This window comes from Streptomyces sp. 1-11 (assembly GCF_007176755.1).
In the GTDB taxonomy this organism is placed as follows: Bacteria; Actinomycetota; Actinomycetes; order Streptomycetales; family Streptomycetaceae; genus Streptomyces.
In genome coordinates, this window is record NZ_BJTV01000011.1 from 85,950 (window position 1) to 112,455 (window position 26,506).

The window sequence follows — 26,506 nt, forward strand, 5'->3', positions numbered from 1 at the left end:
GCCGGATCAGCCGGACTCCACCCGGCCCGCCCGTCACGGGCGACGGACCCGGAGGTCGGCGCGGAGACGGACGAGGCTCCCGCACCGGGGACCGGCGCGGGCTGCGACGGCACGGCCGGACGCGCGGGGGCGGGCGGCTGTGCCGGTGCCGGGTAGGCCGACGCGGGTTGTGCGGACGGACGCGCGGGGGCGGGCGGCTGTGCTGGTGCCGGGTGGGTCGAGGCGGGTTGTGCGGACGGGCGGGTCGGCGCGGGCGGCTGTGCCGGTGCCGGGTAGGCGGGGGCCGGCTGTGCGGACGGACGCGCGGGGGCGGGCAGTTGCGCTGACGCCGGGTAGGCCGACGCAGGCGGCACGGCCGGACGCGCGGGCGCGGGCGGCTGCTGTGAAACGGGGCCGGCAGGAGCAGGCGGCTCCGCTGACGCCGGGTAGGCGGAAGCAGGCTGTGCGGACGGGCGCGTGAGGGCGGGCGGCTGTGCTGAGGACGAGCGGGCGGGGGCGGGCGGCTGCTCGGACTCGGGACCGCCGGTGACCGCCGTCGAGGCGGAGCCCGCGAGGCCCGCGGCGGCGGGCTCCAGGGAGGATCCGGAGCGGCGCTGCTCGGGCGCCTGCGGCGTCGGCCGCAGCCGGGTCGTCGTCTCCGGCACGGCTTCGGCGGGAGCACCGGGCCGCGTCGGCGCCGGCATGGCCGGACCGGAACCGCGCTGCTCGGGCGCCGACGGAATCGGCCGCAGCCGGGTCGTCGTCTCCGACAGGGCCTCGGCCGGGGCGCCCGGCCGGCGGGCCGGCGGGGTGTCGGGGAAGCGGGCGGAGGCGGGCGGCGGAGGCGGGCCCGGGTCGGCGGCGCCGGGCACGGCGGGCCCGGGGAAGACGGGGAAACGGGGCCCTTCGCCCCCGTCGGCGGCGCCGGACCGCTCGCCGCGCCGGCGCGTCCGCGCCGTGTCCTGGCCGACCTGGTTCCGCGCGGCGCGCGGCGTGAAGACGGAGGGCTCGTCGTCGTCGGCGTCGTCACCCGACGGCACAGCGGGCGCGGCGCCGGCGGGGACTCCTTCGGCCCGGCCCGGAGCCTGCTGCCCGACGGCCCCACGCGCGACCCCCCGGCCACCGACTCGGACGCCCTGCGCGGCTGCGGGCGCGGCGGCGGCGGAACGCGTCGCGCCCTGTCCTCGGTCAGCGGTGGCTTCGGCTCCGTCTCCGGCCGCCGCGCCGTCCCGGCCCGCTCGGGCGCCGGGGGGCGGGGTGGCGGGGCGTGGTGGGAGCGGGGCGCGGCGCGCTTCCGTGCTCATGCACCCCCCGTTTCCTCGTGCCCGGGCCGTCGTCGTCGGCGGGCCGCTGTGCTCTCGGCCGTGCCCGGTGCGAAGCTCCGTCCGGGCACGCATACCCGTACGGCTGGACCGGCATCCCGGTTCAGGCGATGCGGGCCGGGCGCGTTCCGCCGTCGTGCGCGTCACTCTACGGGTTCTCCCGGAGGGAACGAGAACCAGTCCACGAGCCCGGGGCATCTGCCCGTATCGTCCCCCTACCCTGCGGTAATCCTGTCTGGCAGGCTTCCGTCATGACTGCGCGCGCCGCCGACCGGGCCCGTTACGACCGGGCCACCGCCCATCTCGACGCCCCCCTCGCGATCGTGGACCTGGACGCGTTCGACGCGAACGCGGACGACCTCCGGCGCCGGGCCGGCGGCAAGCCGATCCGGGTCGCCAGCAAGTCCGTGCGCTGCCGCGCCCTGCTGGAACGGGTCCTGGCCAGGGACGGTTTCCAGGGCGTCATGTCGTTCACCCTCGCCGAGTCCCTGTGGCTGGCCCGCTCCGGGTTCGACGACGTCCTCCTCGCCTATCCGTCCGCCGACCGGGCGGGTTTCGCGGAGCTGGCCGCCGACCCCAAGCTCGCCGGCGCGGTCACCGTGATGGTGGACGACGTGGCCCAGCTCGACCTGATCGACGCGGCCCGGGACGGCGGACGCGAAGTGGTGCGCGTGTGCCTGGAGTTGGACACCTCGCTGCGGCTGCTGGGCGGCCGGGTGCGGATCGGGGCCCGGCGCTCGCCGCTGCACTCCCCCGCCCAACTCGCCGAACTGGCACGGTCGGTGGCGCGGCGTCCGGGCTTCCGGCTGGTCGGCGTCATGGCGTACGAGGGCCATGTCGCCGGGGTCGGGGACGCGGTGGCCGGGCGGCCGCTGCGCTCACGGGCGGTCCGGCTGATGCAGGCCGCGGCGCGGCGCGAACTGGCCGAGCGGCGCGCGGCCGTGGTGCGGGCGGTACGCGCCGTGGCACCCGGCCTGGAGTTCGTCAACGGCGGCGGCACGGGCAGCGTGCAGCACACCGCCGCCGAGGACGCGGTCACCGAGATCGCGGCCGGTTCCGGGCTCTACGTGCCCCGGCTGTTCGACAACTACACGTCCTTCACCGGGCGTCCGGCCGCCCTGTTCGCACAGCCCGTCGTGCGGCGGCCCGGCGTGGGCGTCGTCACGGTGCTGGGCGGCGGCTATCCGGCCTCCGGCGCCGCCGGGCCCGACCGGCTGCCGGTTCCTCATCTGCCGGAGGGGCTGGCGTACGACCCGCAGGAGGGGCCCGGCGAGGTGCAGACCCCGCTGCTCGGCCCGCCCGCCGACGACCTGCTGATCGGCGACAAGGTGTGGTTCCGGCACGCCAAGGCGGGCGAGCTGTGCGAGCGGTTCGACGTCCTGCACCTGATCGAGGGCGACACGGTCACGGCCACCGTGCCCACCTACCGCGGCGAGGGCCACACCTTCCTGTGAACCGCGCCGGGGCGCGCACCCCCGGGCCCTGACCGGTGGTGCGCGTCCCGGTGAGCCCCACCGGGCATCGACCGGTGGCCGCCCCGGTGAGCCGCGCCCGCCGTCCGCTCAAGTGGTGCGGCCGGCCTGGTCCGGCACCACCGAGCCGTCGGGGCGCAGCAGCGGTCCGGGCGTGCCGTCCGGCGCGGTCCAGGCGGTGGCCGAGCACGGGTACGGCGTGGTCCGGCGCGGCAGCGGGTCGATGAACATGGGGTTCACCAGCCAGCGCCCGTCGGCGTCGTCGTAGGCCCGGCACATCAGTTCCGGCTTGCCGCGGTCGATGACGAGGTGGGCGCCGGTGGCGTCGCCGACGAAGGTGACGTCGGTGTCGGCGTCGCCGGCCGCGAGGGCGGGCCGCCGCCGCCAGGGCTGCCGCTGCCAGGCGGCGGCGCCCCGCACGCCGTAGACCTCCTGGTTGATCCAGCAGCGCTTGCCGTCGATGTACGGGATCACCGCGCCCCGGGTCGCCGGGACGCCGCCGCAGCCTTCGTCACGGGTGGTGATCCGGCCCCGGCGGTCCAGGACCGGGCGGATGGCGATCGTGTGGGCCGCGTCCACGCCGACGCCCTTCGACCACACCTCGGTGACGGGCTCGGCGCCCGCCGAGACGACGTAGACCCGGAATCCGGCCCGGTGCAGGGTCCGGATGAGGTCGCGCATCTGGCCGTAGGGGCGGACGTAGGCGGGGACGGTGTGGGTGCCGAGGACGCGGGTCGCGCCGACCGGGGCGGCCAGGGCCTCGCGGCGGGCGGCGCGGGTGTAGGAGGCGAGTTCGGCGGGGGTGCGGCCGGCGAAGAGCTGGGGGACCCAGGCGTACTGCGGCACGGTGCGCCGGTGGTTCCAGTGGCCCGCGAAGGCGGGGGCGCCGCTCATGGTGGTGGCGTTCTCGCGGATCTCGAGGATCTCGTCCGTGCAGCGGGGCTCGGCCGAGGTGCGCAGCGGTGCGCCTGCCCCGGTGCCGCAGGCGGCGGTCAGGGCCCGGTCGGCGGCCTCGGTCAGCCAGGCGCTGGTGTCCTTCCAGCGGGCGGGACGCGGCAGGCGGTCGTGGCGCAGCGCCCAGGAGAGGGTGGCGTCGGTGACGTCGTTCTTGGTGACGGTGTTGTCCCAGTCGAACGCGGCGACCGCGCCGGTGTGCCCGGAACAGGTGCCGCGGGCGTCGATGACGCGTTGCAGCCGGGCGCGGTTGTCGCCGTGCCAGGAGGTGGTCAGCCGGGGGCAGTCGGGGCGCGCCGCCGGCGCGGTGGGCGCGGCCGCCAGGGCGGCGGCCGCTGCCAGGGTCCACGCGAGAAGTTGTCGCATGTGCGCGGACCGTACACCTTTGCCCCTTACAGGGGGGTGACGTACGCGCCCGAGATCCCGCCGTCCACCAGGAAGTCGGTGGCGTTGACGAAGGAGGAGTCGTCGCTGGCCAGGAAGGCGACGGCGGCGGCGATCTCCTCGGCCCGGGCGAACCGCCCGGCCGGGATGTGCACCAGGCGGCGCGCGGCCCGCTCCGGGTCCTTGGCGAACAGCTCCCGCAGCAGCGGGGTGTCGACCGGCCCCGGGCACAGGGCGTTGACCCTGATCCCCTCCCGGGCGAACTGCACGCCCAGCTCACGGGACATCGCGAGCACGCCGCCCTTCGAGGCGGTGTAGGAGATCTGCGAGGTGGCCGCTCCCATCCGGGCCACGAAGGACGCGGTGTTGATGATGGAGCCCCGGCCCTGCCGCCGCATGTAGGGGATGGCGGCCTTGCAGCACAGGTAGACGGAGGTGAGGTTGACCTCCTGGACGCGCTTCCAGGCCTCCAGGCCGGTGTCCAGGATGGAGTCGTCGTCGGGCGGGGAGATGCCGGCGTTGTTGAAGGCGATGTCGACGCTGCCGTAGGTGTCGTACGCCGCCGCGAACAGCGCCTCGACCTGAGCGGGGTCGGTGACGTCGGCCTGGACGAAGAGTCCGCCGGTCTCGTCGGCGGCGGCCTTGCCGGTCACCTCGTCGACGTCGCCGCAGACGACGTGGGCGCCTTCGGAGGCGAGCCTGCGGGCGCTGGCGAGGCCGATGCCGCTGCCGGCTCCGGTGACGACGGCGGTGCGGCCGGCCAGGCGGCGGCAGACGGGTTCTGCGTTCACTGTGCGGGGCCCTCCGTGCTGATGAAGACGTTCTTGGTCTCGGTGAAGGCGGTCAGGGCGTCGGGGCCGAGTTCGCGGCCGAGTCCGGACTGCTTGAAGCCGCCGAACGGGGTCCAGTAGCGGACGCTGGAGTGGGAGTTGACGGACAGGTTGCCCGCGCGGACGGCCCGCGAGACGCGCAGCGCGCGGCCGACGTCCCGGGTCCACACGGAGCCGGACAGGCCGTAGGGGGTGTCGTTGGCGAGGCGGACCGCGTCCTCCTCGTCGGTGAACGGCAGCAGGACGGCGACCGGGCCGAAGATCTCCTCGCGGGCCGCCGGGGAGCCGGGCCGCTCGCCGGTGAGCACGGTAGGCGGGAACCAGAAGCCGGGGCCGTCGGGCGCGGCGCCGCGCAGGGCCGGCGCGTCGTCGGGGACGTAGGACCGTACGCGGTCGAGTTGCCGCCGGGAGATCAGCGGGCCCATCTGCGTCTTCTCGTCGGCCGGGTCGCCCACGACGACGGCGGCCAGCGCGTCGGCGAGGAACTCGCGGGCGTGCTCGTACACCGGTTCCTGGACCAGGATCCGGGTGCGGGCGCAGCAGTCCTGGCCGGCGTTGTCCAGGAAGGAGAAGGGGTCGAGGGCGGCCTCGAGGTCGGCGTCGGCGAAGACGACGCTGGGGCTCTTGCCGCCGAGTTCCAGGGTGACCGGCTTGACCAGCCGGGCGCAGCGCTCCATCACCTCGCGGCCGGTGCCCGTGGAGCCGGTGAACACGATCTTGGCGACGTCCGGGTGGTCCACCAGTGCGCGGCCGGCGGTGTGGCCGTGGCCGGGCAGCACCTGGAACAGATCCTCGGGGAGCCCCGCCTCCAGGGCGAGTCCGGCGAGGCGCAGGGCGGTGAGCGGGGTGGTCTCGGCGGGCTTGAGGACGACGGCGTTGCCCGCGGCGAGCGCCGGGAAGGAGCCCCAGGCGGCGATGGGCATGGGGAAGTTCCAGGGGGCGATCACCCCGATGACGCCGAGGGGTTCGTGGAAGGTGACGTTCCAGCCGCCGGGAGCGGGGATCTGGCTGCCGAGGACGCGCTCGGCGCCGCCGGCCGCGTACAGCAGCAGATCGCGGGCGTTGCCGGCCTCCCAGCGGGCGTTGCCGATGGTGTGCCCGGCCTCGCGGACCTCGAGCCGGGCCAGTTCCTCCAGGTGGCCGTCGACGGTGTCGGCGAAGCGGCGCAGCAGCCGGGCGCGGTCGGCGGGCGGGAGCGCGGCCCACTTCGGCTGGACGCGGGCGGCCCGCGCGACGGCGGCGTCCACGTCCCGCGCGCCGGCGGCGGGGACGGTGGCGACGACCTCCTCGGTGGCGGGGTTGAGGACCTTCAGCTCGTGCGGGTCGGACACGTGAGGACCTTTCACAGGCGTTCGAAGGAGCGGCGCAGTTCCCAGTCGGTGACCGCGGCGTCGAATGCGGCCAGTTCGACGCGGGCCATATTCCGGTAGTGGGCCACCACCTCGTCGCCGAAGGCGGCCTTGGCAAGGGGGCTGTTCTCCCAGAGTTCGGCGGCCTCGCGCAGGGTGGTGGGCACGTGCTCGTAGTCCGCGGTGTAGGCGTTGCCGGGGCAGGGCTCGGGCAGTTCGAGCCGCTGCTCGACACCGTGCAGTCCGGCGGCGACCAGTCCGGCCACGGCGAGGTAGGGGTTCACGTCGCCGCCGGGGAGGCGGTTCTCGAAGCGCAGGGAGCGGCCGTGGCCGACGACGCGCAGCGCGCAGGTGCGGTTGTCGTGGCCCCAGGCGACGGCGGTGGGCGCGAAGGAGCCGGGCTGGAACCGCTTGTAGGAGTTGATGTTGGGGGCGTAGAGGAGGGAGAAGTCGCGCAGGGCCGCGAGCTGCCCGGCGAGGAAGTGCCGCATCACGTCGGACATCCCGTCGGGCCCCGCCATGGCGTTGGCGCCGTCGGCGCCGGCGAGCGAGAGGTGGATGTGGCAGGAGTTGCCCTCGCGCTCGTTGTACTTGGCCATGAAGGTGAGGGAGACGCCCTCCTGGGCGGCGATCTCCTTGGCGCCGGTCTTGTACAGGGCGTGCTGGTCGCAGGTGACGAGGGCCTCGTCGTAGCGGAAGGCGATCTCGTGCTGGCCGGGGTTGCACTCGCCCTTGGCGGACTCGACGGTCAGGCCGGCGCCCGCCATGTCGTTGCGCAGCCGGCGCAGCAGGGGCTCGACGCGGCCGGTGCCGAGGATGGAGTAGTCGACGTTGTACTGGTTGGCCGGGGTCAGGCCCCGGTAGTCCGCGTCCCAGGCCTGCTCGTAGCTGTCCTTGAAGACGATGAACTCCAGCTCGGTGCCGGCCTGCGCGGTGTAGCCGAGCCCGGCGAGCCGCTCGAGCTGGCGGCGCAGGACCTGGCGGGGCGCGACGGCGACCGGTGAGCCGTCGCTCCAGGCGAGGTCGGCGACGAGCAGGGCGGTGCCGGGGTGCCAGGGGACGCGGCGCAGGGTGGCGAGGTCCGGGCGCATGGCGAAGTCGCCGTAGCCGCGGTCCCAGGAGGACATCGCGTAGCCGTCGACCGTGTTCATCTCGGTGTCGACGGCGAGCAGGTAGTTGCAGCCCTCGGTGCCGTGGTGCAGGACCTCGTCGAGGAAGAAGCGGGCGGCGAACCGCTTGCCCTGCAGCCGCCCCTGCATGTCGGGGAAGGCCAGGACGACCGTGTCGATCTCACCGCCGGCGACGAGGGCGCGCAGTTCCTCGACGCTCAGCGGGGGTGTGCGGTCTGCCACGGGAGATCCTCCTTCGGCTGTTCGGCGCTTTTTCGGCCGGACCGGGAGCCATAAGGTATTGCCGGGAACCATTGGCTGGGAAGGGGGCACGGCCGCATGCCGCGGGAAACGGACGCGCGGGGGGCGCACGAGAGGGCGGGGCGGGACCGGCTCGCTCCGGTGCTGCGGCCGGTACGGGCGGGCAACGGCTTCGAGGAGGCGCTGGAGCAGATCCTCCAGGTGGTGCGGCTCGGGCTGGTGCCGGGCGGCGAACGGCTGCCCGCCGAGAGGGAGCTGGCGGAACGGCTCGGCATCAGCCGGGTGACGCTGCGCGAGGTGCTGAAGGTGCTGCACGACCAGGGTCTTGTGGAGTCGCGGCGCGGCCGCTACGGCGGGACGTTCGTGCTGCCGCGCGCGGACGCGGGCGGCGAGGACGAGCTGCGGCGGCGGATCGCCGAGGTGGACATCGAGGACGTGCTGCGTTTCCGGGAGGTGCTGGAGGTGGGCGCTGCCGGGCTGTGCGCGGCGCACGGGCTGGCCCCTAAGCAGGCCGGGCGGCTGCGCGAGGCGCTGCGCCGCACCCATGAGGCGCCGCTCGCCGACTACCGGCGGCAGGACACGCTGCTGCACCTGACGCTGGCCGGGCTGTGCGGCTCGCCGTCGCTGGCCGCCCGGTACGCGGCGGTCCGGGCGAGCGTCAACGACCTGCTGGACTGCATCCCGCTGCTGGTGCGCAACCTGGAGCACTCGCAGCGGCAGCACACCGCGCTGGTCGAGGCGGTGCTGGACGGGGACGCGGACGGGGCGCGGGAGATGATGCGCGAGCACTGCGCGGGCACGGCGGCGCTACTGCGGGGGTTCCTGGCATGACCGGGCGCCGGAAAGGTACGCGGACGGACCTTTGCACTTCGGGAAGGGCGGTGAACACGTGCGGCCGCTGATCGGTGTGAGCACCTATCTGGAGCCGGGTGCGCGGTGGGGGGTGTGGGAGCTGGAGGCCGCGCTGCTGCCGGCCGCGTACCCGCGGCTGGTGCAGCGGGCCGGCGCGCTGGCCGCCATGCTGCCGCCGGACGAGCCAGCGATGGCCGCCGCTGCCGTCGCCCGGCTGGACGGGCTGGTCGTCGCGGGCGGCCCGGACGTCGACCCGGCGCGCTACGGCGCCGAGCGCTCTCCCCGCACGGGGCCGCCCGCGCCGGAGCGGGACGCCTGGGAACTGGCCCTGATCGAGGCGGCGTTGGCGGTGGGCGTGCCGCTGCTGGGGGTCTGCCGGGGCATGCAACTGCTGAACGTCGCCCTCGGCGGCACGCTCGTGCAGCACCTCGACGGGCACGCGGAGCTGGTCGGCGTCTTCGGCGGACACGCGGTGAAGCCTGTGCCGGGCACCCGGTACGCCGGGATCGTCCCGGAGGAGCTGACCGTGCCGACGTACCACCACCAGGCGGTGGACCGGCTCGGCACGGGACTGCTGCCGTCCGCCCACGCACCGGACGGGACCGTGGAGGCGGTCGAACTGCCACCGGAGGAGGGGTGGGTGCTCGGGGTGCAGTGGCATCCGGAGATGGGCGACGACACCCGGGTCATGCGAGCCCTGGTACGGGCCGCCACGCCCTGAGATCATCCCGAACCCCGTCGGCCGGGCGAGGGCGAGGGCGGGGGCGAGGGCGGGGCCCGTCGCGGCGCTAGCCCTTCGTCAGCGACAGCAGTTCGCGGGCCGGGCCGGTGGGGCGGTGCCCCGTCGGCCAGACCGCGCGCAGCTCGCGGCGCAGGGCGACGCCCTCGACCGGTATGCGCACCAGACGCCGCATCGCCAGCTCCTCCCCCACCGCCAGCTCGCTGAGCACCGACGGGCCGGCGCCGCTCACCGCCGAGGCCTTCACCGCCGTGGTCGAGGACAGCTCGATCAGCGGCCGGGCCAGACCGCCCAGCGCCGTGTCCAGCACCTGGCGGGTGCCGGAGCCGCGTTCGCGCAGGATGAGCGGGGTGGCCGCCAGCTCCGACGGGGTGAGCGGGCGCCGGCGGCGGGCCCAGGGGTGGCCGGGCGCCGTGACGACGATCAGCCGGTCCCGGGCGACCACCGCCGAGTCCAGGCCGGCCGGGACCGTCAGGCCCTCCACGAAGCCGAGGTCGGCCTCGCCGTCCAGCAGCAGTTCCGCGACCTTCGCCGAGTTGCCCGCGAGCAGGGACACCGCGGTGTCGGGCCGCTCGGCGTGCAGGGCGAGCAGCCAGCCCGGGAGCAGGTACTCGGCGATGGTCATGCTCGCCGCGACACGCAGCCGGGAGTCCCGCCGGTCGCGCAGCGCACGTGCGCCCGCGTCGAAGGCGGCCGCCGCCTCCACCACCCGCCGGGCCCAGTCGGTCACCAGGGCGCCCGCGTCCGTCAGCCGGGAACCGCGTGGCGAGCGGTCGACCAGGGCCACGCCGAGCTGCCGCTCCATGGAGCGAAGGCGGCTGCTGGCGGCCGGCTGCGTGATGCCGACCTCCCGCGCCGCCGCGCCCAGACTGCCCAGCCGCGCCACGGCCAGCAGCAGCTCCAACGCGCCGAGATCGGGCACCCGGTGCGCCAGCGAGCCGCCGGCCGGGCCGTCGTCCGTCGCGTTCCGCTCGCTCATAAGACCAGCTTATGCCCGGCGCACACCGGCACTCCCCGGCCGGACCGGCGACCGGTACGACTGGAGTGCGCGTCCGAGCCCGTGGGACCCCGCCCTGCGCCGGCCACCGAGCCGCCCGGCGAGCGGTGTGGGACCAGCAGCCGTCACGGGGCCGTCACAGGACCGGCGTCACGAGCCCAGCCACCGCCAACACGCGCCCGGCGACCGTCGCGGAGCCGGCGACAGAGGCGGGCCAGGGCGTGGCACGACCGGCGACCGTCACGAGCCGGCGATCACCGCTGGACCAGCGACCGCTCTCGACGACCGGCCGGTGCCGGTGCCGGTGCCGAGCAAAGGTGGGCCGCACGAACGGCACCGCGTGACCCCTGCCCTGCGCCGGCCGGCCGGCCGCGTGACCGGCGGCCGCTTCCGGGACGGTACCGGGCCGCTCAGCGGCGAGCCGCCGCGAGGGCCTCGCCCAGCACCCGTGGCGCCTCGGTCAGCGACGGGCCGTACCAGGTCAGGTGGCGCCCGCTGACCAGCGCGCAGCTCAGGCCGGGGAAGGCCTCGGGACCGTCGGCGGCGGTGAAGCGGTAGGGCTCGTCGGGCAGGACGACCAGGTCCGGGGCGGCCGCCACCAGCTCCGCCAGGGGCGCCCGGGGGTAGCGGTCGGGGTGCCCGGCGTAGACGTGGTCCACGCCGAGGCGGGCCAGGACGTCGCCCGCGAAGGTGTCCCGGCCCAGCACCATCCAGGGGCGGCGCCAGACGGGCACGACCGCCGTCGTCCGGGCCGGCGGCTCCGGCAGGTCCGTCCAGGCGGCCTCCGCCCGGTCCAGCCAGCCGGGCCGGGCCGGGGCGCCGCAGGCCGTCAGCACCCGGTCCAGCTCGCGGAACGCCTGGGGCACCGTCCGCACCTCGGTGACCAGCACGCCGAGACCCGCCGCGCGCAGGGCGTCCAGGTCGGGGGCGCGGTTCTCCTCCTCGTTGGCGATCACCAGGTCGGGGGCGAGGGCGAGGATGCGGTCCACGGCCGGGTTCTTGGTGCCGCCGATCCGGACGGCTTCGAGGCCCGGCGGGTGCGTGCACCAGTCGGTGACCCCCACGAGCGCGCAGGGCAGCGTCGCGGCCACCGCCTCGGTCAGCGACGGCACCAGGGAGACCACGCGCACCACGGCTCCTAGGTCGTGTCCGCAAAGTCCCGCCTGCCCCGCAGCGCCCGGCACGCACTCTCGCCGCACCGGGCGAAGCCCCGGGTACGTCCAGTACGAGTGCCTCCGCCCGGCACGCCGAGAGCACGCACCGGACGCCGCGGGGCCCGCCCTCCGGGCGGACGACGGGACTTTGCGGACACGACCTAGCGCGCCCGGTCCTGCACGGCCTCGATGTGCTCGGCGACCGCCACCACGATCACCCGGGTGTCCGGGACGGTGGCGCGCCAGCGGTGGCGGACCCCGCCGGTCAGGTACAGGGTGTCGCCGCGGCCCAGGCGGTAGGCGCGTCCCTCGGCCTCGATCTCGACGGCGCCGTCGGCGACGTACATCAGCTCGTCGTTGCGGTGCTGGAACTCGCGGCCGGCGTCGTGGTCGCCGGTGAACTCGGAGGCGTGCAGCTGGTGGTGGCCGCGCACCAGGGAGCGGGTGCGGGGCAGGAAGTCCGACTCGGTGACGGGTTCGGCGCGCACGACGTCGACGCTGGCCGCCGGGTCGGCGGCGGCGAGGAGTTCCACCGCGGTGGTGCGCAGCGCGTCGGCCAGCTTCTCCAGGGAGCCGCGGCTCGGGCGGGCCTTGTCGTTCTCGACCTGGCTGAGGAAGGGCACCGACAGGCCGGTGCGCTCGGCCACGACGGCGAGGGTCAGCTCCAGCGCGCGACGGCGCCGCCGTACGGCCGCGCCCACCCGCACGGGCTGCTGCTCTTTGTGGTCGCCCATCGCTCCGGCTCCCTCCTTCACTCGTCGTGCCGCCGGCCGGACGCCCGCCGCCGGGCAGTCCCCTGAAGAGTTGTCTGCACCCTACGCATGTTCGGCAAACCGTTTCACGCGCCTGTCACATCCCTGACACGCCGGTGGGCCCGCACCCCCACGGTTCGCGCCAGTGCGGCGGCGCGCGGTGCGGGACGGGTCTCCCCTGGTTCAAGGCTCGCAGAGCCCCCGATGTTCCGCCGGAGCGGGGTCCATGACGCTCCGTGGTTGGCCGGATCCTTGCCTTGGGCGGTCATGGGGGCGTCGGGGAGGCGTCCGGGCCGTGCCGGGGCCCGGTCATGCCGCGAGGGGTGGGCGCCGCGGGCACGTGCATCGACGTGCGCGCGGCGCCCACCCCTCGGGCGGCGGTCGGGACGGTCAGGTCACCCGGCCGCCTGGCTCTCGGCGCCCTTGCGGTCGATCGGCGCCCACTTGTCGGCCAGGCCCGGGTTCCGCTTCAGCCAGGTGCGGACGGCGTCCTGCTCCTTGCCCTTGCCGGCCTTCTGGATCTCCGCCTCAAGACCGGTGAGCTGCTTCTCGGTCATCGAGAAGTTCTTCAGCCATGCGCCGACCTCGGGGTTGTCGTCGGCGAAGCCCTTGCGGGCGAGGGTGTGCACCCCGTCGCCCTTGCCCCAGGCGCCGGCCGGGTCCTTCAGCTTCTTCAGGTCGTAGTCGCTGTACGCCCAGTGCGGCGACCACAGGGTGACGACGACCGGCTGCTTCTTGGCGTAGGCGCGCTTGAGCTCGGCGAGCATCGCGGGCGTGGAGCCGTCGACGACCTCGTACTTGCCCTTCAGGCCGTACTGCCCCAGGACCTTGTCCTTGAGCAGGCCCATCATGCCGGCGCTCGGCTCGATGCCGACGATCTTGCCGCCGAACTCGGAGGCGTGGTCCTTCAGGTCCGCCAGGGAGTTCACGTCCTTCACGTAGGACGGCACGGTCAGCTCGAGGGAGGTGGGGCCGAACCAGCTGCCGAGGTCGTCCAGCTTGTCGCCGTACTTCTTCCAGTACTCGGCGTGCGTGACGGGCAGCCAGGAGTCGGTCTCGAAGTCGAGCTGGCCGGTGGCGAGGCCGGTGTAGAGGGGGCCGGCGGCGTACTGGGTGGTGTTCACCTTGAAGCCGCGCTGCTCCAGGAGCTCCTTCCACAGGAACGTGGAGGCGATGCCCTCGTCCCAGGGGATGTAGCCGATGTTGATCTCCTTGCCCCGGCCGATGTCGGTGCCGGAGGCCTCGGAGGTGCCGGTGGAGCCGAAGACGCCCAGGCCGCCGGCGACGAGCGCGAGGGCGGCCACACCGGCGACGGCGACCACCGGGCGCGGCCGGTACGACCAGGCGGTGGTCCGGGTCTTGGCGGCGGCCCTGCGGCCCAGCGGGGAGAGCTGGGTGCCGAGCGCGCCGGTGACGCGGTCCAGGTAGATGGCGAGGACGACGATGCCGACGCCCGCCTCGAAGCCGTAGCCGATGTCGAGCTGGCCGATGGCCTCGTTGACCGCGCCGCCCAGGCCGCCGGTGCCGACCATGCCGGCGATGACCACCATGGACAGGCCCAGCATGATCACCTGGTTGACGCCGGCCATGATGGTCGGCAGCGCGAGCGGGAGCTGCACGCGCCACAGGGTGTCGCGCGGGGTGGTGCCGAACGCCTCGGCCGCCTCGACGAGTTCGGCGTCGACCTGCCGGATGCCCAGCTCGGTCATGCGGACGCCGGGTGCGAGCGCGAAGATCAGGGTGGCGACGACGCCGGCGGCGGTGCCGAGGCCGAAGAACAGCATCGCGGGGATCAGCAGGACCATCGAGGGCATCGTCTGGAGCAGGTCCAGGACGGGCCGTACGGCGGCGCTGACGGCCTTGGAGCGGGCGGCCCAGATGCCCAGCGGGATGGAGATCACCAGGGCGATGACCGTCGCGACCAGGACGAGGGCCAGCGTGGACATCGCCCGGTCCCACAGGCCGAGCGAGTCGACGAGCGCGAAGCCGGCGAAGGCGAGGACGCCGCCGACCAGGCCGCGCAGCCACCAGGCGATCACCGCGAGGATGCCGGCCATGAGCAGCGGCGCGGGGGCGGCGAGGACGGCGTCGATGCCGTCGTACATGCCCTCCATGACCGCGCGGATCGCGTCGAAGAGCCAGGACAGGTGGTCGACGAGCCAGTTGACGCCGGAGTCGACCCAGTCGCCGAGATGGATCCTAGGCATGGGCGATCACCTTCCCGCCGTTGTCGTCGCCGCAGGCGGTGGGGTCGCCCTGTTCGTCGCCGATGAGCCCGACCAGGCGCCGCCTTGGCACGACGCCGACCAGCTCGCGGCCGGCGTCCAGGACGGCGACCGGGTGGCTGAGCCGGGCGCTGATCGCGCACAGCTCGGTGAAGGGCGTGTCCGGCGCGGCCGTCTCGCAGCCGCAGTCGGCCTCGTCGCCCCGGACGTCGGTGTCCATCACGGCGGCGGCGGTCAGCACCCGGGAGCGGTCGACGTCCTGGATGAAGGAGGCCACGTAGTCGTCCGCGGGGCGCAGCAGGATGTCCTCGGCGGTGCCGGTCTGGACGATCCGGCCGTCGCGCATGACGGCGATGCGATCGCCGAGGCGCATGGCCTCGTTGAGGTCGTGGGTGATGAAGACGATGGTCTTCTTCAGGGTCTTCTGCAGTTCGAGGAGCTGGTCCTGCATGTCGCGGCGGATCAGCGGGTCGAGGGCGCTGAAGGACTCGTCCATCAGCAGCAGGTCCGCGTCGGTGGCCAGGGCGCGGGCGAGGCCGACGCGCTGCTGCATGCCGCCGGACAGCTCGTCGGGCCAGGAGTCCTCCCAGCCGGCCAGACCGCACAGGGCGAGCGCCTCGTCGGCGCGGCGCTCGCGCTCGGCGCGGGGCACGCCCTGCACGGACAGGCCGTAGGCGGCGTTGTCGCGGACGCTGCGGTGCGGGAAGAGCGCGAAGTGCTGGAAGACCATGCTGATCTTCTTCGAGCGCAGTTCGCGCAGGTCGTGGTCGCTGAGCCCGGTCAGGTCCCGGCCGTCGAAGCTGACGCGGCCGGCGGTCGGCTCGAGCAGGCCGTTGAGCATCCGCAGCAGAGTGGACTTGCCGGAGCCCGACAGCCCCATGACGACGAAGATCTCGCCCGCCTCCACCCTGAAGGACGCGTCGATCACGGCGGCGGTGGTGCCGTCGGCGCGCAGCTCCTCCCGGTCGGCGCCCTCGCGCAGTCTCCGCACTGCCTGGTCCGGTCGTCTGCCGAACACCTTGAACAGGTGCTCGGCCTCAAGCCTTGGTTGCACGCGTGCCTCTCGTCCTCGGCCGTACATGACAGAAGCCGCGCCTCCCCAAGTTCGCATTGGTCAAACTTTTAAGTGTCTTACGTCACATCCGGGCCGCGTCAGTGGCGTACGGCATGATGCGAGGCGTGACCGGACGACTCATGCTCCTCGACGCCGCATCGCTCTACTTCCGCGCCTACTTCGGCGTGCCGGATTCCGTGAAGGCGCCGGACGGCACCCCGGTGAACGCCGTGCGCGGGCTGCTGGACTTCATCGACCGGCTGGTGCGGGACCACCGGCCGCAGCACCTGGTGGCCTGCATGGACGCCGACTGGCGGCCGCGATGGCGGGTGGAGCTGATCCCGACCTACAAGGCGCACCGGGTCGCCGTCGGGCACGAGGGCGCGCGGCCGGACGAGGAGGAGGTGCCGGACACCCTCTCCCCGCAGGTGCCGGTCATCGAGGCGGTGCTGGACGCCGTCGGCATCGCCCGGGTGGGCGTCGCCGGGTACGAGGCGGACGACGTGATCGGCACGTTCACCGCGCGGGCCGGCGGGCCCGTGGACATCGTCACCGGCGACCGCGACCTGTACCAGCTCGTCGACGACGGGCGCGGCGTCCGGGTGCTGTACCCGCTGAAGGGCGTCGGCACGCTGCAGCTCACCGACGAGGCGGTGCTGCGCGAGAAGTATGGGGTCGACGGGCGCGGGTACGCGGATCTGGCGCTGCTGCGCGGCGACCCGAGCGACGGCCTGCCGGGCGTGCCCGGGATCGGGGAGAAGACGGCCGCCAAGCTGCTCGCCGAGTTCGGCGACCTGGCGGGGATCATGGCGGCGGTCGACGACCCGCGGGCCAGGCTCACGCCGTCGCAGCGCAAGCGGCTGACCGAGGCCCGGCCCTATCTCGCCGTCGCGCCGAAGGTGGTGCGGGTGGCCGGTGACGTCCCGCTGCCGGACGTCGACACCGCTCTGCCGCGCGCTCCGCGCGACCCGGCGGGTCTGGAGGCGCTGGCGGCACGCTGGGGACTGGGCGGCTCCCTCGATCGACTGCTGACGACGCTCGGTACGTGATGCTAACTTAGGTAAACCTAACCAATGCAGCAGGAGGCCGTGATGGCAGAGCGTCCGGGACGAAAGCCGCGCAAGCCCTATACCGCCCAGGTGGTGCGGACCGAGCGGCTGACCCCGCACATGCAGCGCGTGGTGCTCGGTGGCGAGGGTCTCGCCGGGTTCGCCGCGGACACCTGCACCGACCACTACGTGAAGCTGCTGTTCGGCCCCGAGGGCGTCACCTATCCCGAGCCGTTCGACCTGGAGCGGGTCCGTGCGGAGTTCCCGCGCGAGCAGTGGCCGGTGACCCGGACGTACACCGTGCGCGCCTGGGATCCCGGGCACCGCGAGCTGACCCTGGACTTCGTCATCCACGGCGACGAGGGGCTGGCCGGGCCCTGGGCCACCCGGGCCCGTCCCGGTGACACGGTGCGCTTCATCGGCCCCGGCGGCGCCTACGCCCCGGATCCGGGTGCCGACTGGCATCTGCTCGCCGGTGACGAGAGCGCGCTGCCCGCGATCGCCCGCGCCCTGGAGACGCTGCCGGCCGGCGCCCGGGCGCACGCCTTCGTGGAGGTGTCGGGCCCCGGGGAGGAGCAGAAGATCGACTCCGACGTGCAGGTCGTCTGGCTGCACCGCGGGGACCGGCCGGTGGGCGAGGCCTTGCTGGAGGCCGTACGGGCGCTGGAGTTCCCCGAGGGCCGGCCGCACGCCTTCGTGCACGGCGAGGCGGCGTTCGTGAAGGAACTGCGCCGGATGTTCCGGGTCGAGCTGCAGATCCCGCGCGAGGATCTGTCGATCTCCGGCTACTGGCGCCTCGGCCACAACGAGGACGGCTGGCAGGCCTCGAAGCGGGAGTGGAACGCCCGGATCGAGGCCGAGCAGGAGGACGGCGGCGCGGCCGCCGCCTGAACCCGGCCCGCGACGGCCGCCAGGGCCTGTCCCGGGGCGCCGGCCGTGTCCCGGAGGGCGCCGACCCCATCCCGGGGGGCGGCCTCCGCCCAGCCCGGCCCGCCGCCGCGCTCGTACCCTTGCCCTCGTGAGACGCCGTACCCCGCCCCCGCCCGCCCCGCTCCCCCAGCGCCACGGTGTCGACCCGGTGCGGGTGCGGCTGCCGTTCGACGGGACCTGGTCCACGGTGCGCGAGCATCTCGTGGCGCGGCTGACGGGCGCCGGGCCCGGCACGGTCGAGGCGATGTTCGACGCGGGGCTGTTCGTCGGCGCGGACGGGCGGGCGGTCGCACCGGACGCCCCCTACCGGCCGGGCATGTTCGTGTGGTTCCACCGCGAGCTGCCCGCCGAGACGCCGGTGCCCTTCCCGCTGGAGCTGGTGCACCGGGACGAGCACATCGTCGTGGCCGACAAGCCGCACTTCCTCGCGACGACCCCGCGCGGCTCGCACGTCGCCCAGACCGCGCTGGCCCGGCTCCGCGACGAGCTGGGGATCCCGGCGCTGACCGCGGCGCACCGGCTGGACCGGCTCACCGCCGGTCTGGTGCTGTTCACGGTGCGGCCCGAGGAACGCGGCGCCTACCAGACGCTGTTCCGGGACCGGCGGGTACGCAAGGAGTACGAGGCCGTCGCGCCGTACGATCCGGCGCTCGTCCTGCCCCGCACCGTGCGCAGCCGGATCGTGAAGGAGCGCGGGGAGCAGGCGGCGCGGGAGACCGAGGGCGCGCCGAACGCGGTGACCCGGGTGGAGCTGGCCGAGCACCGGGGCGGCCTTGGCCGGTACCGGCTCCTCCCGGAGACCGGTCAGACCCATCAGCTCCGGGTGCACCTGAACGCGCTGGGCGTGCCCATCCTGGGTGACCCGCTGTACCCGGAGGTGACCGGCCCGGTACCGCCCGGTGACTTCCGGCGTCCGCTGCAACTGCTGGCCCGGGAACTGGAGTTCACCGATCCCGTCACCGGAGCCCGGCACGCCTTCACCAGCCGGCGGACCCTGCGAGCCTGGTCCTGCCCGGCCGACTGGGACGCCGCCCGGCGACCATAGCTAGCCCTCCGCGGCCGGCCTCCCCGCGCTCCAGCCCGCCCGCCCGGCCGCGCCCGGTGGCGCGACCGGCCCGCCCCGCCGATGCCGACGCGTCGGGCCGTCGTCGTCCTCGTCGCGGCCGACGGGCCAGCCGTCGCCCCGCGTCGTCACTCCCCGTCCGGGACCCCGCTCACTCCCCCCGCCACCAGCGCAGCAGCCGCTGCCAGACGCCCGTGCGGTGGGGCGGCTGCGGCGTGGTGGGGGCTTGGGCGGTGGTGGTGGCCGGGGGCAGGGGGCCGGCGGCGGGGACCTCGGCGGGGGGCGGGGTGGCGGAGGGGCCGGCGGAGCGCTGCGGGGGGACGACCGAGGGCCTGGGCGGCAGGCTGGCGTCCTGCTGGGCCTTCGGCTCGAAGCGCACCGGCAGCGACACCAGGTGCCGGGAGGCGATGGAGGAGCGCCAGCGCAGCTCCTCCTCGGCGCAGTCGAGCTGGACGTCGGGCAGCCGCATCAGCAGGGCGTCCACCCCGACGTCGGCGATGGCCCGGCCGATGTCCTGGCCGGGGCACTCGTGCGGGCCGCCGCCGAACGCCAGGTGGGACCGGTTGCCCCGCATGCCGGCGGAGAGGTCGGGCCGCACCCGGGGGTCGACGTTGCCCGGGGCGGGCGCGAAGAGCAGCCCTTCGCCCCGGCGGATGCGCTGCCCGCCCAGCTCGGTGTCCTGCTTGGCGAAGTAGCCGAAGACGGTGCTGAACGGCGGCTCGTCCCACAGCGACTGCTCGATGGCCTCCGGCACGGTCATCTGGCCGCCGTTGAGCCGGGCGCGGAAGCCCGGCTCGGTCAGCACCATGCGCAGCGCGTTGGCGAGGAGGTTGACGGTGGCCTCGTAGGCCGCGAACAGCACGAGCCGCAGGTGTTCGCGGACCTCGTCGTCGGTCAGCCCCGCCGGGTGGCCGATGAGGTGGCTGGCGAAGTCGTCCTCGGGGCGGGCCCGGCGGCGGGCGGTGAGCCGGCCGAGCGCCTCCATGACGTGGGCGTGGCTCCGGATGGCGGTCTCGGTGCCCTTGAGCGCGTCGCGGGCGGCCTGCACCATCCGGCCGTCGTACTCCTCGGGCATACCGAGGATCTCGCACATGACGGCCATCGGCAGGTGCTCGGCGAACTGGGAGACCAGGTCGGCCCGGCCGCGCTCGCAGAAGTCGTTGACCAGGTCCTGGGTGTGGCGGCCGATGTGGCGCCTGAGTCCGCGGTGGTCGATGGGCGCCATCGCGCCGGTGACCGCCGCGCGCAGCCGCTGGTGCTCGTCGCCCTCCGCGTGCGAGCAGATGGGCTGCCAGGCGATGTGCGGCATCAGCGGGTGGTCGGGCTTGACCTGCCCCTGGAGCAGCGGGGACCAGATCCGGCTGTCGCGGGTGTACTGGGAGGGGCTGCGCACCAGTTGCAGGTTCTCGGCGTGCCCGAGGACCACCCACATCGGTACGTCGTCGTGGAGCAGGACGGGCGCCACGGCGCCGTGCCGCTCCCGCAGGTGTTCGTAGAGGTCGCCCAGGTCCTCGGCGTCGGGGCCGTGGAGGCGGTGCGCCTCGCCGGGACCGAGGCCGTGCGCCGGGCAGCCGGGCGGCGGGCCGGGGGTGGGGGCGGTGCCGGTCAGGGACTGGGGTTCAGACGTCACGGTGCAGCTCCGGAACGGACGGGTCGGTGGGACACGGGTCAGCGCAGGGCGCCGGACAGGGCCAGGGAGTGCAGGAAGCGCATCAGGGTCATCAGCACGTCCTTGCTGGAGGCCCGGCGGCGCACGTCGCAGTCGATGATCGGGATGTCCGGCGCCAGGTCGAGCGCGGTGCGCAGTTCCTCGACCGGGTAACGGGGCGCGTCCGGGAAGGTGTTGACGGCGACGACGAAGGGCACGCCGCGTTCCTCCAGCCGTCCCATGACGTCGAAGCTCACTTCGAGGCGCCGGGTGTCGACCAGCACGACCGCGCCGAGCGCGCCTTCGAACAGGCCGTTCCACAGGAACCAGAAGCGCTCCTGGCCGGGGGTGCCGAAGAGGTACAGCACCAGCTTGTCGGTGATGCCGATGCGGCCGAAGTCCATCGCCACGGTGGTGGCCGTCTTGGTCTCGGAGCCGTAGTCGTCGTCGACCCCGATGCCGGCCTGGGTCATGGTCTCCTCGGTGGTCAGCGGCCTGATGTCGCTGACCGAGCCGACCATGGTGGTCTTGCCGACACCGAAGCCGCCCACGATCACGATCTTCACCGCGGCCTGGGCCGTCCGCGGCAGGTGGTCCTCGGTGCGCGGGCCGGGGATGGTGTCAGAGCCGTTGAAGTCCATGCATCACCGCTTCGAGGAGTGAACGGTCGGGAAGCGCCTGGCGCACGATCGGGGCGCGCGCCTGCACCAGTTCGGCCGCGATCAGCTCGGTGAGCAGGACGGTCGTCGCGCTGAACGGCAGATCGAGGTAGGCCGACAGTTCGGCCACGGACAGCGGCGCGGTGCACAGCCGGAGCACCGCCGCCTGCTCGGGGGAGGCGGACGGTGTCGGCGCCGCGTGCGCCACGATCAGCGTCACCAGGTCCAGTTCGGCCCGGGGGCCGTCGGCGGAGCCGGCGATGGTGTACAGCCGCTCGGGGTTGCCGGGCCGCTCGGGGCCGTCCTGCGAAGCGGCGGCCGGCGCGGGCGGGGGTGACGGCAGTCGCGGTGGGCGGCGGCGTCTGCGGCGCGGCGGAGTCATACGGTCTGCCCGTTGCGCCGGGGCGGGCTCGTCAGGTGGGTGCCGATCCGGACGACGAGGTCGCGCATCATGCCGCTCATCCGGCCCGGTTCGCAGGTCACGTCGGCGAGCACCGCGAGGAAGGCGTTGGCGCCGGCGTTCATGAGGTAGAAGTAGCCGCCGTCGATCTCGATGACGACGAGCTTCATGTCGCCGGTGCCCTCGATCTCCTGGGTGATGGCACCGGCCAGGCTCTGCAGTCCCGCGCAGGCCGCGGCCACCCGGTCGGCGGCGTCGGGGTCGCCGCCGTGCCGGGCGATGCGCAGTCCGTCGGCGGAGAGGACCACGATCATCTGGATGCCCGGGACGCCGTCGTTGAGCTGCTTGAGCATCCAGTCGATGTTGCCTCGCTGCTGGATCACGTGGGGTTCCCCTCTTCGTCGGCCTCGGTGGGGCCTGCCGAATCGTCGATCAGGTGCAGGTAAGCGGTCGGGTTGCGGGTGAAGTCGGTCAGCTCGGCCGCGGTGGCGCCTTCGGGCATGCCCTTCTTCAGTCCGTCCCAGAAGGCGTCGACCCACATGCCGGGGGGCCGGTCCTTGAGCTTCTGGAGCTCGGGGTCGATCTCGGGCCCGGGTTCCGGTTCGGGCGCCGGGCGGGACCAGACGGTGGGGGTGCCCTCGCGCTCGGCGCGCTCGACGGCGGCCTGTTCGGCGTAGCGCACGCTGAGCGGGGTCTTCACCCGGCTGCGGCGCTGCGGCAGGCCGCCCGCCGTCCACTCGGTGACCTCGGGGACGTCGTCCTCCATGGAGACACCGGCGGGGATGCGGGGGCTGGTGGGGCGGCGCTTCTTGGGCGGGCGCGCGGGGCCCTCCACCGCGCCGAGTTCGGGCATGGGCACGGCGGTGGCCCCGATGCCGTGGGCGGCGCCGACGCCGGGCTCGGTGGTGGTCATCACGCGCGGCACGACGAGGATGGCGCGGACGCCGCCGTAGGCGGACGCGCGCAGCGAGACCCGCATGTCGAACGCCTTGCAGAGCCGGCCGACGACGGCGAGGCCGAGGCGCGGGCTGTCGCCCAGGTTGTGGGCGTCGTCGGCCGCCATGGCGTCGGCGATGGCCTTCTCGATGCGGGCCCGGGACTCCTCGCTGAGACTGACGCCCGCGTCCTCGATCTCGATGGCGAGGCCGGCCTGGACCTCGACGGCGGTGACGTGCACCTTGGTCGACGGTGGCGAGTAGCGGGTGGCGTTGTCGAGCAGCTCGGCGGCGGCGTGGATGATGGGCTCCACGGCGGTGCCCTTGATGTTGATGTTGACGATGGAGCTCAGGTTGATGCGCCGGTACTCCAGGATCCGGGACATCGCGCCGCGCAGGACGCTGTACAGCGACACGGGCAGGGGCCACTGACGGCCCGGGCGGCCGCCGCCGAGGACGGAGATGGAGTCGGCGAGGCGGCCGATCAGCGCGGTGCCGTGGTCGATGCGCAGCAGGTCGTCGAAGACCTCGGGGTTGCGGCCGTGGTCCTCCTCCATCTCGCGCAGTTCGCCGGCCTGCTGGTGGACGATGGCCTGGACGCGGCGGGCGATGCTGACGAAGGAGCGCTCGGTGGCGTCGCGCATCGAGATCTCGCGGTCGGCGCCGCGCAGCGCCGTCCACAGCAGCGTGCGCTGCGACTCGGGCAGGTGGCGCAGTTCGGGGTCGGCGTCGACGACCTTGCGCATGACCTCCCGCGGCGGGTCTCCGGCACGCAGGTGGAGCAGCGCGGTGGGCAGGATGTCGTCGCCGAGCCGGATGATCTCCGCGTCGTGGCCGGTGATGCGGTGTTCCAGATACGCGGTGTGACGGGCGTGCTCGGCCTGTGTCTCGCCGAGCCGGCGGGCACGGCGGACGATCTCCGAGGCCAGGGCGAGCAGCAGCAGAAGGGCCACGGCCCCGCATCCGGCGACGGCGACCCGGGCGCCCGCCGGGACGAGGGCGGCGGCCGCCCCGGTGACCGCCGTCATCACCGCGGCGGGCGGCAACAGCACGCGTGCGAGGGAAAGTTCACGGCCGCCGGGAGGCTTTCGGACACTCACCATGGTTGCCTTCCGAGACGGGACGGCTGGGTGTCGGGGGAGCTTGCGCGGGGAAGATTCACGGAACTTCCGGTATCTTCGGGGCGTTTGGGAACAAGCGCGCGAAGTCGCTCAACTCGGTGCGCCGCGGGCGAGCTTAGTCCGACCGGATCACCGCCGTGTCGTGTTCGGCAAGCACCTGAATTCACCCGCGCAACAGGAGTACGCTCGGCCCCATTTCCACGCTGCGCACCTGTTCGAACACCTTCGGTGACGGCGTACGGGCATGCGAATACCACTCACCGTGATGAGTGGAGGGGGGTCGGGCGCGGACGCGACCGGCTCCTGGCCGGTCGCGTCCGCGCGGCGGGGCTCAGCCCACCGACGAGTAGGCCACCACGCCGCGCAGCAGCTGGTCCACGGCCTTGCGCGCGGCCTTCGCCACGGTCGAGCCCTCCGTGGGCGCCGCGGCGGAGATCTGCCCGAGGACGTCGATCACCTGCTTGCACCACCGCACGAAGTCGCCCGCCGGCATCTCCGCCTCGCGCAGCACCTCGTCGAGGCCCTTGCCGGAGGCCCACATGTAGGCGGCCCAGGCGAAGCCGAGGTCCGGTTCGCGCTGGCCGACGCCCTCGGTCTGGCTGATCCGGAACTCCTCCTCGACCGCGTCCAGCCGGCCCCAGATGCGGACCATCTCGCCGAGGGCGGCCTTGGCGCCGCCCGAGGGCAGCTTGGGTGCCATCGCGTCGTCGCCGACCCGGGCCTCGTACACCAGCGCCGAGACGCAGGCGGCGAGTTCGGCCGGGGCGAGGTTCTCCCAGACGCCTTCGCGCAGGCATTCACTGGCCAGCAGGTCCAGTTCGCCGTAGAGGCGCGCGAGCCGCCTGCCGTGCTCGGTGACCTCGTCGCCGCGCAGGTAGTCCAGTTCGGTGAGCAGCGCCACGATGCGGTCGAAGGTCCGCGCGATGGTGTTCGTACGGCCCTCGATCCGGCGCTCGAGCTGCGAGGTGTCGCGCAGCAGGCGGTGGTAGCGCTCCGCCCAGCGGGCGTGGTCCTCACGGTCGTCGCAGCCGTGGCAGGGGTGGGCGCGGATCGCCGTGCGCAGCCGGGCGATCTCCCGGTCGTCGGCGGCCTGCGACCGCTTCTTGCGGGCCCGCTCCGGCGGGATGTGCCCGGCCTTGGTGCGCAGCGCCGAGGCGAGGTCCCGGCGCGACTGCGGGGAGCGCGGGTTGAAGGACTTCGGGATCCGCATCCGGTCCAGCGCCTCCACCGGCACCGGGAAGTCCATCGACGCCAGCCGCTTGACCTGCCGTTCGGCCGTCAGCACCAGCGGGCGCGGGCCGTCCTGGTGGTCGTAGCCGCGGTGGCCGTTGGAACGCCCGGCGGGCAGGCCCGGGTCGAGCACCAGCGCGAGGCCCGCGTACTTGCCGGTGGGCACGTGGATGACGTCACCCGGCTTGAGCTTCTCCAGCGCGACGGCGGCCTCGGCGCGCCGCTGGTGGGCGCCCTGCCGGGCCAGTTCGGTCTCCCGGTCCTTCAGCTCCCGGCGCAGCCGCGCGTACTCCTCGAAGTCGCCGAGGTGGCAGGTCATGGAGGCCTTGTAGCCGTCCAGGCCCTCCTCGTTGCGCTGCACCTGGCGGGAGATGCCGACGACCGACTTGTCGGCCTGGAACTGCGCGAAGGAGGTCTCCAGCAGCTCGCGCGAGCGGTGCCGGCCGAACTGCTCGACCAGGTTGACCGCCATGTTGTACGACGGCTTGAAGCTGGAGCGCAGCGGGTACGTGCGCGTGCCGGCCAGGCCCGCGAGGTGCTCGGGGCTCATGCCGCGCTGCCACAGCACGACCGCGTGGCCCTCGACATCGATGCCACGGCGTCCGGCCCGGCCGGTGAGCTGGGTGTACTCGCCGGGGGTGATGTCGGCGTGCTGCTCGCCGTTCCACTTGACGAGTTTTTCCAGGACCACCGAGCGGGCGGGCATGTTGATGCCGAGCGCGAGCGTCTCGGTCGCGAACACGGCCTTGACCAGGCCGCGCACGAACAGCTCCTCCACGACCTCCTTGAAGGTCGGGAGCATGCCCGCGTGGTGCGCGGCGATACCGCGCTCCAGGCCCTCCAGCCACTCGTAGTACCCGAGGACGTGCAGGTCCTCCGGCGGGATGGCGGCGGTGCGCTCCTCGACGAGGGCCCTGACCTGTTCCCGGGCCTCGTCGTCGTTGAGCCGCAGGCCCGCGTACAGGCACTGCTGGACGGCGGCCTCGCAGCCGGCCCGGCTGAAGATGAAGGTGATGGCGGGCAGCAGGCCTTCGGAGTCGAGGCGCTCGATGACCTCGGGCCGGCTGGGCGTCCACACACGGGAGCGCTGTCTGCGCTCCCGCTCCCGGTCGGCCTCGCGCATCGCGCGCCCGCGCCGCCGGTCCTGGTACGAGGGCCGGCTCGCCTCCATGCGGGCGAGGCGGACGAGGTCGGGGTTGACGGCCTTCTTGTGGCCCTCGCCCTCCTCGAACAGGTCGTACGTCCGGCGCCCGGCGAGCACGTGCTGGAACAGCGGCACGGGCCGGTGCTCGGAGACGATCACCTCGGTGTCGCCGCGGACGGTGTCCAGCCAGTCGCCGAACTCCTCGGCGTTGGACACGGTCGCCGACAGCGACACCAGGGTCACCGACTCGGGCAGGTGGATGATCACTTCCTCCCAGACGGCGCCGCGGAAGCGGTCGGAGAGGTAGTGCACCTCGTCCATGACCACGTAGCCGAGGCCGAGGAGGGTCTGCGAGCCCGCGTACAGCATGTTGCGCAGCACCTCGGTGGTCATCACGACCACCGGGGCGTCGGAGTTCACGCTGTTGTCGCCGGTGAGCAGGCCGACCTTCGACGCGCCGTAGCGGCGGCACAGGTCGGCGTACTTCTGGTTGGACAGCGCCTTGATGGGTGTCGTGTAGAAGCACTTCTTGCCCTGCAGCAGGGCGAGGTGGACGGCGAACTCGCCCACGATCGTCTTGCCGGAGCCGGTGGGGGCGGCCACCAGCACGCCCTTCCCCGCCTCGAGCGCCTGGCAGGCCTCGATCTGGAAGGGGTCGAGGCCGAAGTCGTACATCTCGCGGAAGGACGCGAGCGCGGTGGCCTGCTCGGCTGCCCGCCTGCGGGCTGCCGCGTACCGCTCGGCCGGTGAGAGGTCCTCTGTCATCGTGCTTTCGAGCGTACCGGGCTCCACTGACAACAGGACGATCATTATCCCGATCGTGCGCTGAGCGGCACCGGATCCCGCACCGGGCACGCGACGGCCGGCGCCCCCGCCCTGCAACGGCCGGTGCCC

Annotated in this window: 21 protein-coding genes; 6 read left to right on the forward strand and 15 right to left on the reverse strand. The window is 74.1% G+C overall.

Annotation, left to right across the window (positions count from 1 at the left end):
• Nucleotides 1–1,552: 1,552 nt before the first annotated feature.
• Nucleotides 1,553–2,755: an amino acid deaminase/aldolase gene (locus tag TNCT1_RS23245; protein ID WP_143635300.1), complete on the forward strand. Its 1,203-nt coding sequence runs from the start codon at nucleotides 1,553–1,555 to the stop codon at nucleotides 2,753–2,755.
• 108 nt (nucleotides 2,756–2,863) lie between these two features.
• Here TNCT1_RS23245 and TNCT1_RS23250 read toward each other — a convergent pair whose 3' ends face one another.
• Genes TNCT1_RS23250 through TNCT1_RS23265 form a run of 4 tightly spaced genes read right to left on the reverse strand, consistent with a single transcriptional unit; the run spans nucleotide 2,864 to nucleotide 7,642 of the window.
• Nucleotides 2,864–4,093 (reverse strand): haloacid dehalogenase-like hydrolase, encoded by a 1,230-nt coding sequence (locus TNCT1_RS23250; protein ID WP_143635301.1) that lies wholly within the window; start codon nucleotides 4,091–4,093, stop codon nucleotides 2,864–2,866.
• 26 nt (nucleotides 4,094–4,119) lie between these two features.
• A complete protein-coding gene (locus TNCT1_RS23255; protein WP_143635303.1) occupies nucleotides 4,120–4,902 on the reverse strand; it encodes a 3-oxoacyl-ACP reductase in 783 nt (260 codons plus the stop codon).
• Nucleotides 4,899–6,272 (reverse strand): aldehyde dehydrogenase, encoded by a 1,374-nt coding sequence (locus TNCT1_RS23260; RefSeq protein WP_143635306.1) that lies wholly within the window; start codon nucleotides 6,270–6,272, stop codon nucleotides 4,899–4,901. The genes TNCT1_RS23255 and TNCT1_RS23260 overlap by 4 nt, the downstream gene beginning before the upstream one ends.
• Nucleotides 6,273–6,283: 11 nt before the next feature.
• Nucleotides 6,284–7,642: a glutamine synthetase family protein gene (locus tag TNCT1_RS23265; RefSeq protein ID WP_143635308.1), complete on the reverse strand. Its 1,359-nt coding sequence runs from the start codon at nucleotides 7,640–7,642 to the stop codon at nucleotides 6,284–6,286.
• A 96-nt stretch (nucleotides 7,643–7,738) separates the two neighbouring features.
• On the opposite strand from TNCT1_RS23265, the gene TNCT1_RS23270 reads away from it, so the two are divergent.
• Both TNCT1_RS23270 and TNCT1_RS23275 read left to right on the forward strand, forming a co-directional pair.
• A complete protein-coding gene (locus TNCT1_RS23270; RefSeq protein WP_143635310.1) occupies nucleotides 7,739–8,491 on the forward strand; it encodes a FadR/GntR family transcriptional regulator in 753 nt (250 codons plus the stop codon).
• A gap of 67 nt (nucleotides 8,492–8,558) precedes the next feature.
• The gene (locus TNCT1_RS23275) at nucleotides 8,559–9,233 is read left to right on the forward strand and encodes a gamma-glutamyl-gamma-aminobutyrate hydrolase family protein (RefSeq protein WP_174266429.1); all 675 of its coding nucleotides are present in this window, start codon (nucleotides 8,559–8,561) and stop codon (nucleotides 9,231–9,233) included.
• A 67-nt stretch (nucleotides 9,234–9,300) separates the two neighbouring features.
• Here TNCT1_RS23275 and TNCT1_RS23280 read toward each other — a convergent pair whose 3' ends face one another.
• From TNCT1_RS23280 to TNCT1_RS23305, 5 genes are all read right to left on the reverse strand, one after another.
• Nucleotides 9,301–10,230, reverse strand: coding sequence for a LysR family transcriptional regulator (locus TNCT1_RS23280; protein ID WP_143635315.1), 930 nt, complete (start codon nucleotides 10,228–10,230; stop codon nucleotides 9,301–9,303).
• 428 nt (nucleotides 10,231–10,658) lie between these two features.
• Entirely contained in the window at nucleotides 10,659–11,378 is a 720-nt protein-coding gene (locus tag TNCT1_RS23285; protein ID WP_143635316.1) for a helical backbone metal receptor, read from the reverse strand.
• 185 nt (nucleotides 11,379–11,563) lie between these two features.
• A complete protein-coding gene (locus TNCT1_RS23295; protein ID WP_143635319.1) occupies nucleotides 11,564–12,136 on the reverse strand; it encodes a helix-turn-helix domain-containing protein in 573 nt (190 codons plus the stop codon).
• A 413-nt stretch (nucleotides 12,137–12,549) separates the two neighbouring features.
• Nucleotides 12,550–14,361: an ABC transporter permease/substrate binding protein gene (locus tag TNCT1_RS23300; RefSeq protein WP_143635322.1), complete on the reverse strand. Its 1,812-nt coding sequence runs from the start codon at nucleotides 14,359–14,361 to the stop codon at nucleotides 12,550–12,552.
• Nucleotides 14,354–15,433: a glycine betaine/L-proline ABC transporter ATP-binding protein gene (locus TNCT1_RS23305; RefSeq protein WP_143635324.1), complete on the reverse strand. Its 1,080-nt coding sequence runs from the start codon at nucleotides 15,431–15,433 to the stop codon at nucleotides 14,354–14,356. Before TNCT1_RS23305 ends, TNCT1_RS23300 begins: the two co-directional genes overlap by 8 nt.
• 116 nt (nucleotides 15,434–15,549) lie before the next feature.
• Between TNCT1_RS23305 and TNCT1_RS23310 the strand changes: the two genes are divergently transcribed.
• The 3 genes from TNCT1_RS23310 to TNCT1_RS23320 all read left to right on the forward strand — a co-directional run bounded on the left by TNCT1_RS23310 (nucleotide 15,550) and on the right by TNCT1_RS23320 (nucleotide 18,457).
• The gene (locus TNCT1_RS23310; RefSeq protein WP_235902861.1) at nucleotides 15,550–16,482 is read left to right on the forward strand and encodes a 5'-3' exonuclease; all 933 of its coding nucleotides are present in this window, start codon (nucleotides 15,550–15,552) and stop codon (nucleotides 16,480–16,482) included.
• Nucleotides 16,483–16,524: 42 nt separating this feature from the next.
• Complete coding sequence (locus tag TNCT1_RS23315; protein WP_143635328.1) at nucleotides 16,525–17,373, forward strand: siderophore-interacting protein; 849 nt, start codon at nucleotides 16,525–16,527, stop codon at nucleotides 17,371–17,373.
• A gap of 127 nt (nucleotides 17,374–17,500) precedes the next feature.
• Complete coding sequence (locus TNCT1_RS23320; protein WP_143635330.1) at nucleotides 17,501–18,457, forward strand: RluA family pseudouridine synthase; 957 nt, start codon at nucleotides 17,501–17,503, stop codon at nucleotides 18,455–18,457.
• A gap of 169 nt (nucleotides 18,458–18,626) precedes the next feature.
• Here TNCT1_RS23320 and TNCT1_RS23325 read toward each other — a convergent pair whose 3' ends face one another.
• The 6 genes from TNCT1_RS23325 to TNCT1_RS23350 form a co-directional block, all read right to left on the reverse strand.
• Nucleotides 18,627–20,105: a cytochrome P450 gene (locus tag TNCT1_RS23325; protein WP_143635332.1), complete on the reverse strand. Its 1,479-nt coding sequence runs from the start codon at nucleotides 20,103–20,105 to the stop codon at nucleotides 18,627–18,629.
• Between the two features lie 38 nt (nucleotides 20,106–20,143).
• A complete protein-coding gene (locus tag TNCT1_RS23330; RefSeq protein ID WP_143635335.1) occupies nucleotides 20,144–20,764 on the reverse strand; it encodes an ATP/GTP-binding protein in 621 nt (206 codons plus the stop codon).
• Entirely contained in the window at nucleotides 20,745–21,164 is a 420-nt protein-coding gene (locus TNCT1_RS23335) for a DUF742 domain-containing protein (protein ID WP_143635337.1), read from the reverse strand. Before TNCT1_RS23335 ends, TNCT1_RS23330 begins: the two co-directional genes overlap by 20 nt.
• On the reverse strand, nucleotides 21,161–21,565 hold the full coding sequence (locus tag TNCT1_RS23340; RefSeq protein WP_143635339.1) for a roadblock/LC7 domain-containing protein: 405 nt from the start codon (nucleotides 21,563–21,565) through the stop codon (nucleotides 21,161–21,163). The genes TNCT1_RS23335 and TNCT1_RS23340 overlap by 4 nt, the downstream gene beginning before the upstream one ends.
• Nucleotides 21,562–23,220, reverse strand: coding sequence for a sensor histidine kinase KdpD (locus tag TNCT1_RS23345; protein ID WP_235902849.1), 1,659 nt, complete (start codon nucleotides 23,218–23,220; stop codon nucleotides 21,562–21,564). The genes TNCT1_RS23340 and TNCT1_RS23345 overlap by 4 nt, the downstream gene beginning before the upstream one ends.
• A 349-nt stretch (nucleotides 23,221–23,569) precedes the next feature.
• Nucleotides 23,570–26,422: an RNA helicase gene (locus TNCT1_RS23350; RefSeq protein ID WP_143635341.1), complete on the reverse strand. Its 2,853-nt coding sequence runs from the start codon at nucleotides 26,420–26,422 to the stop codon at nucleotides 23,570–23,572.
• Between the last annotated feature and the right edge of the window lie 84 nt (nucleotides 26,423–26,506).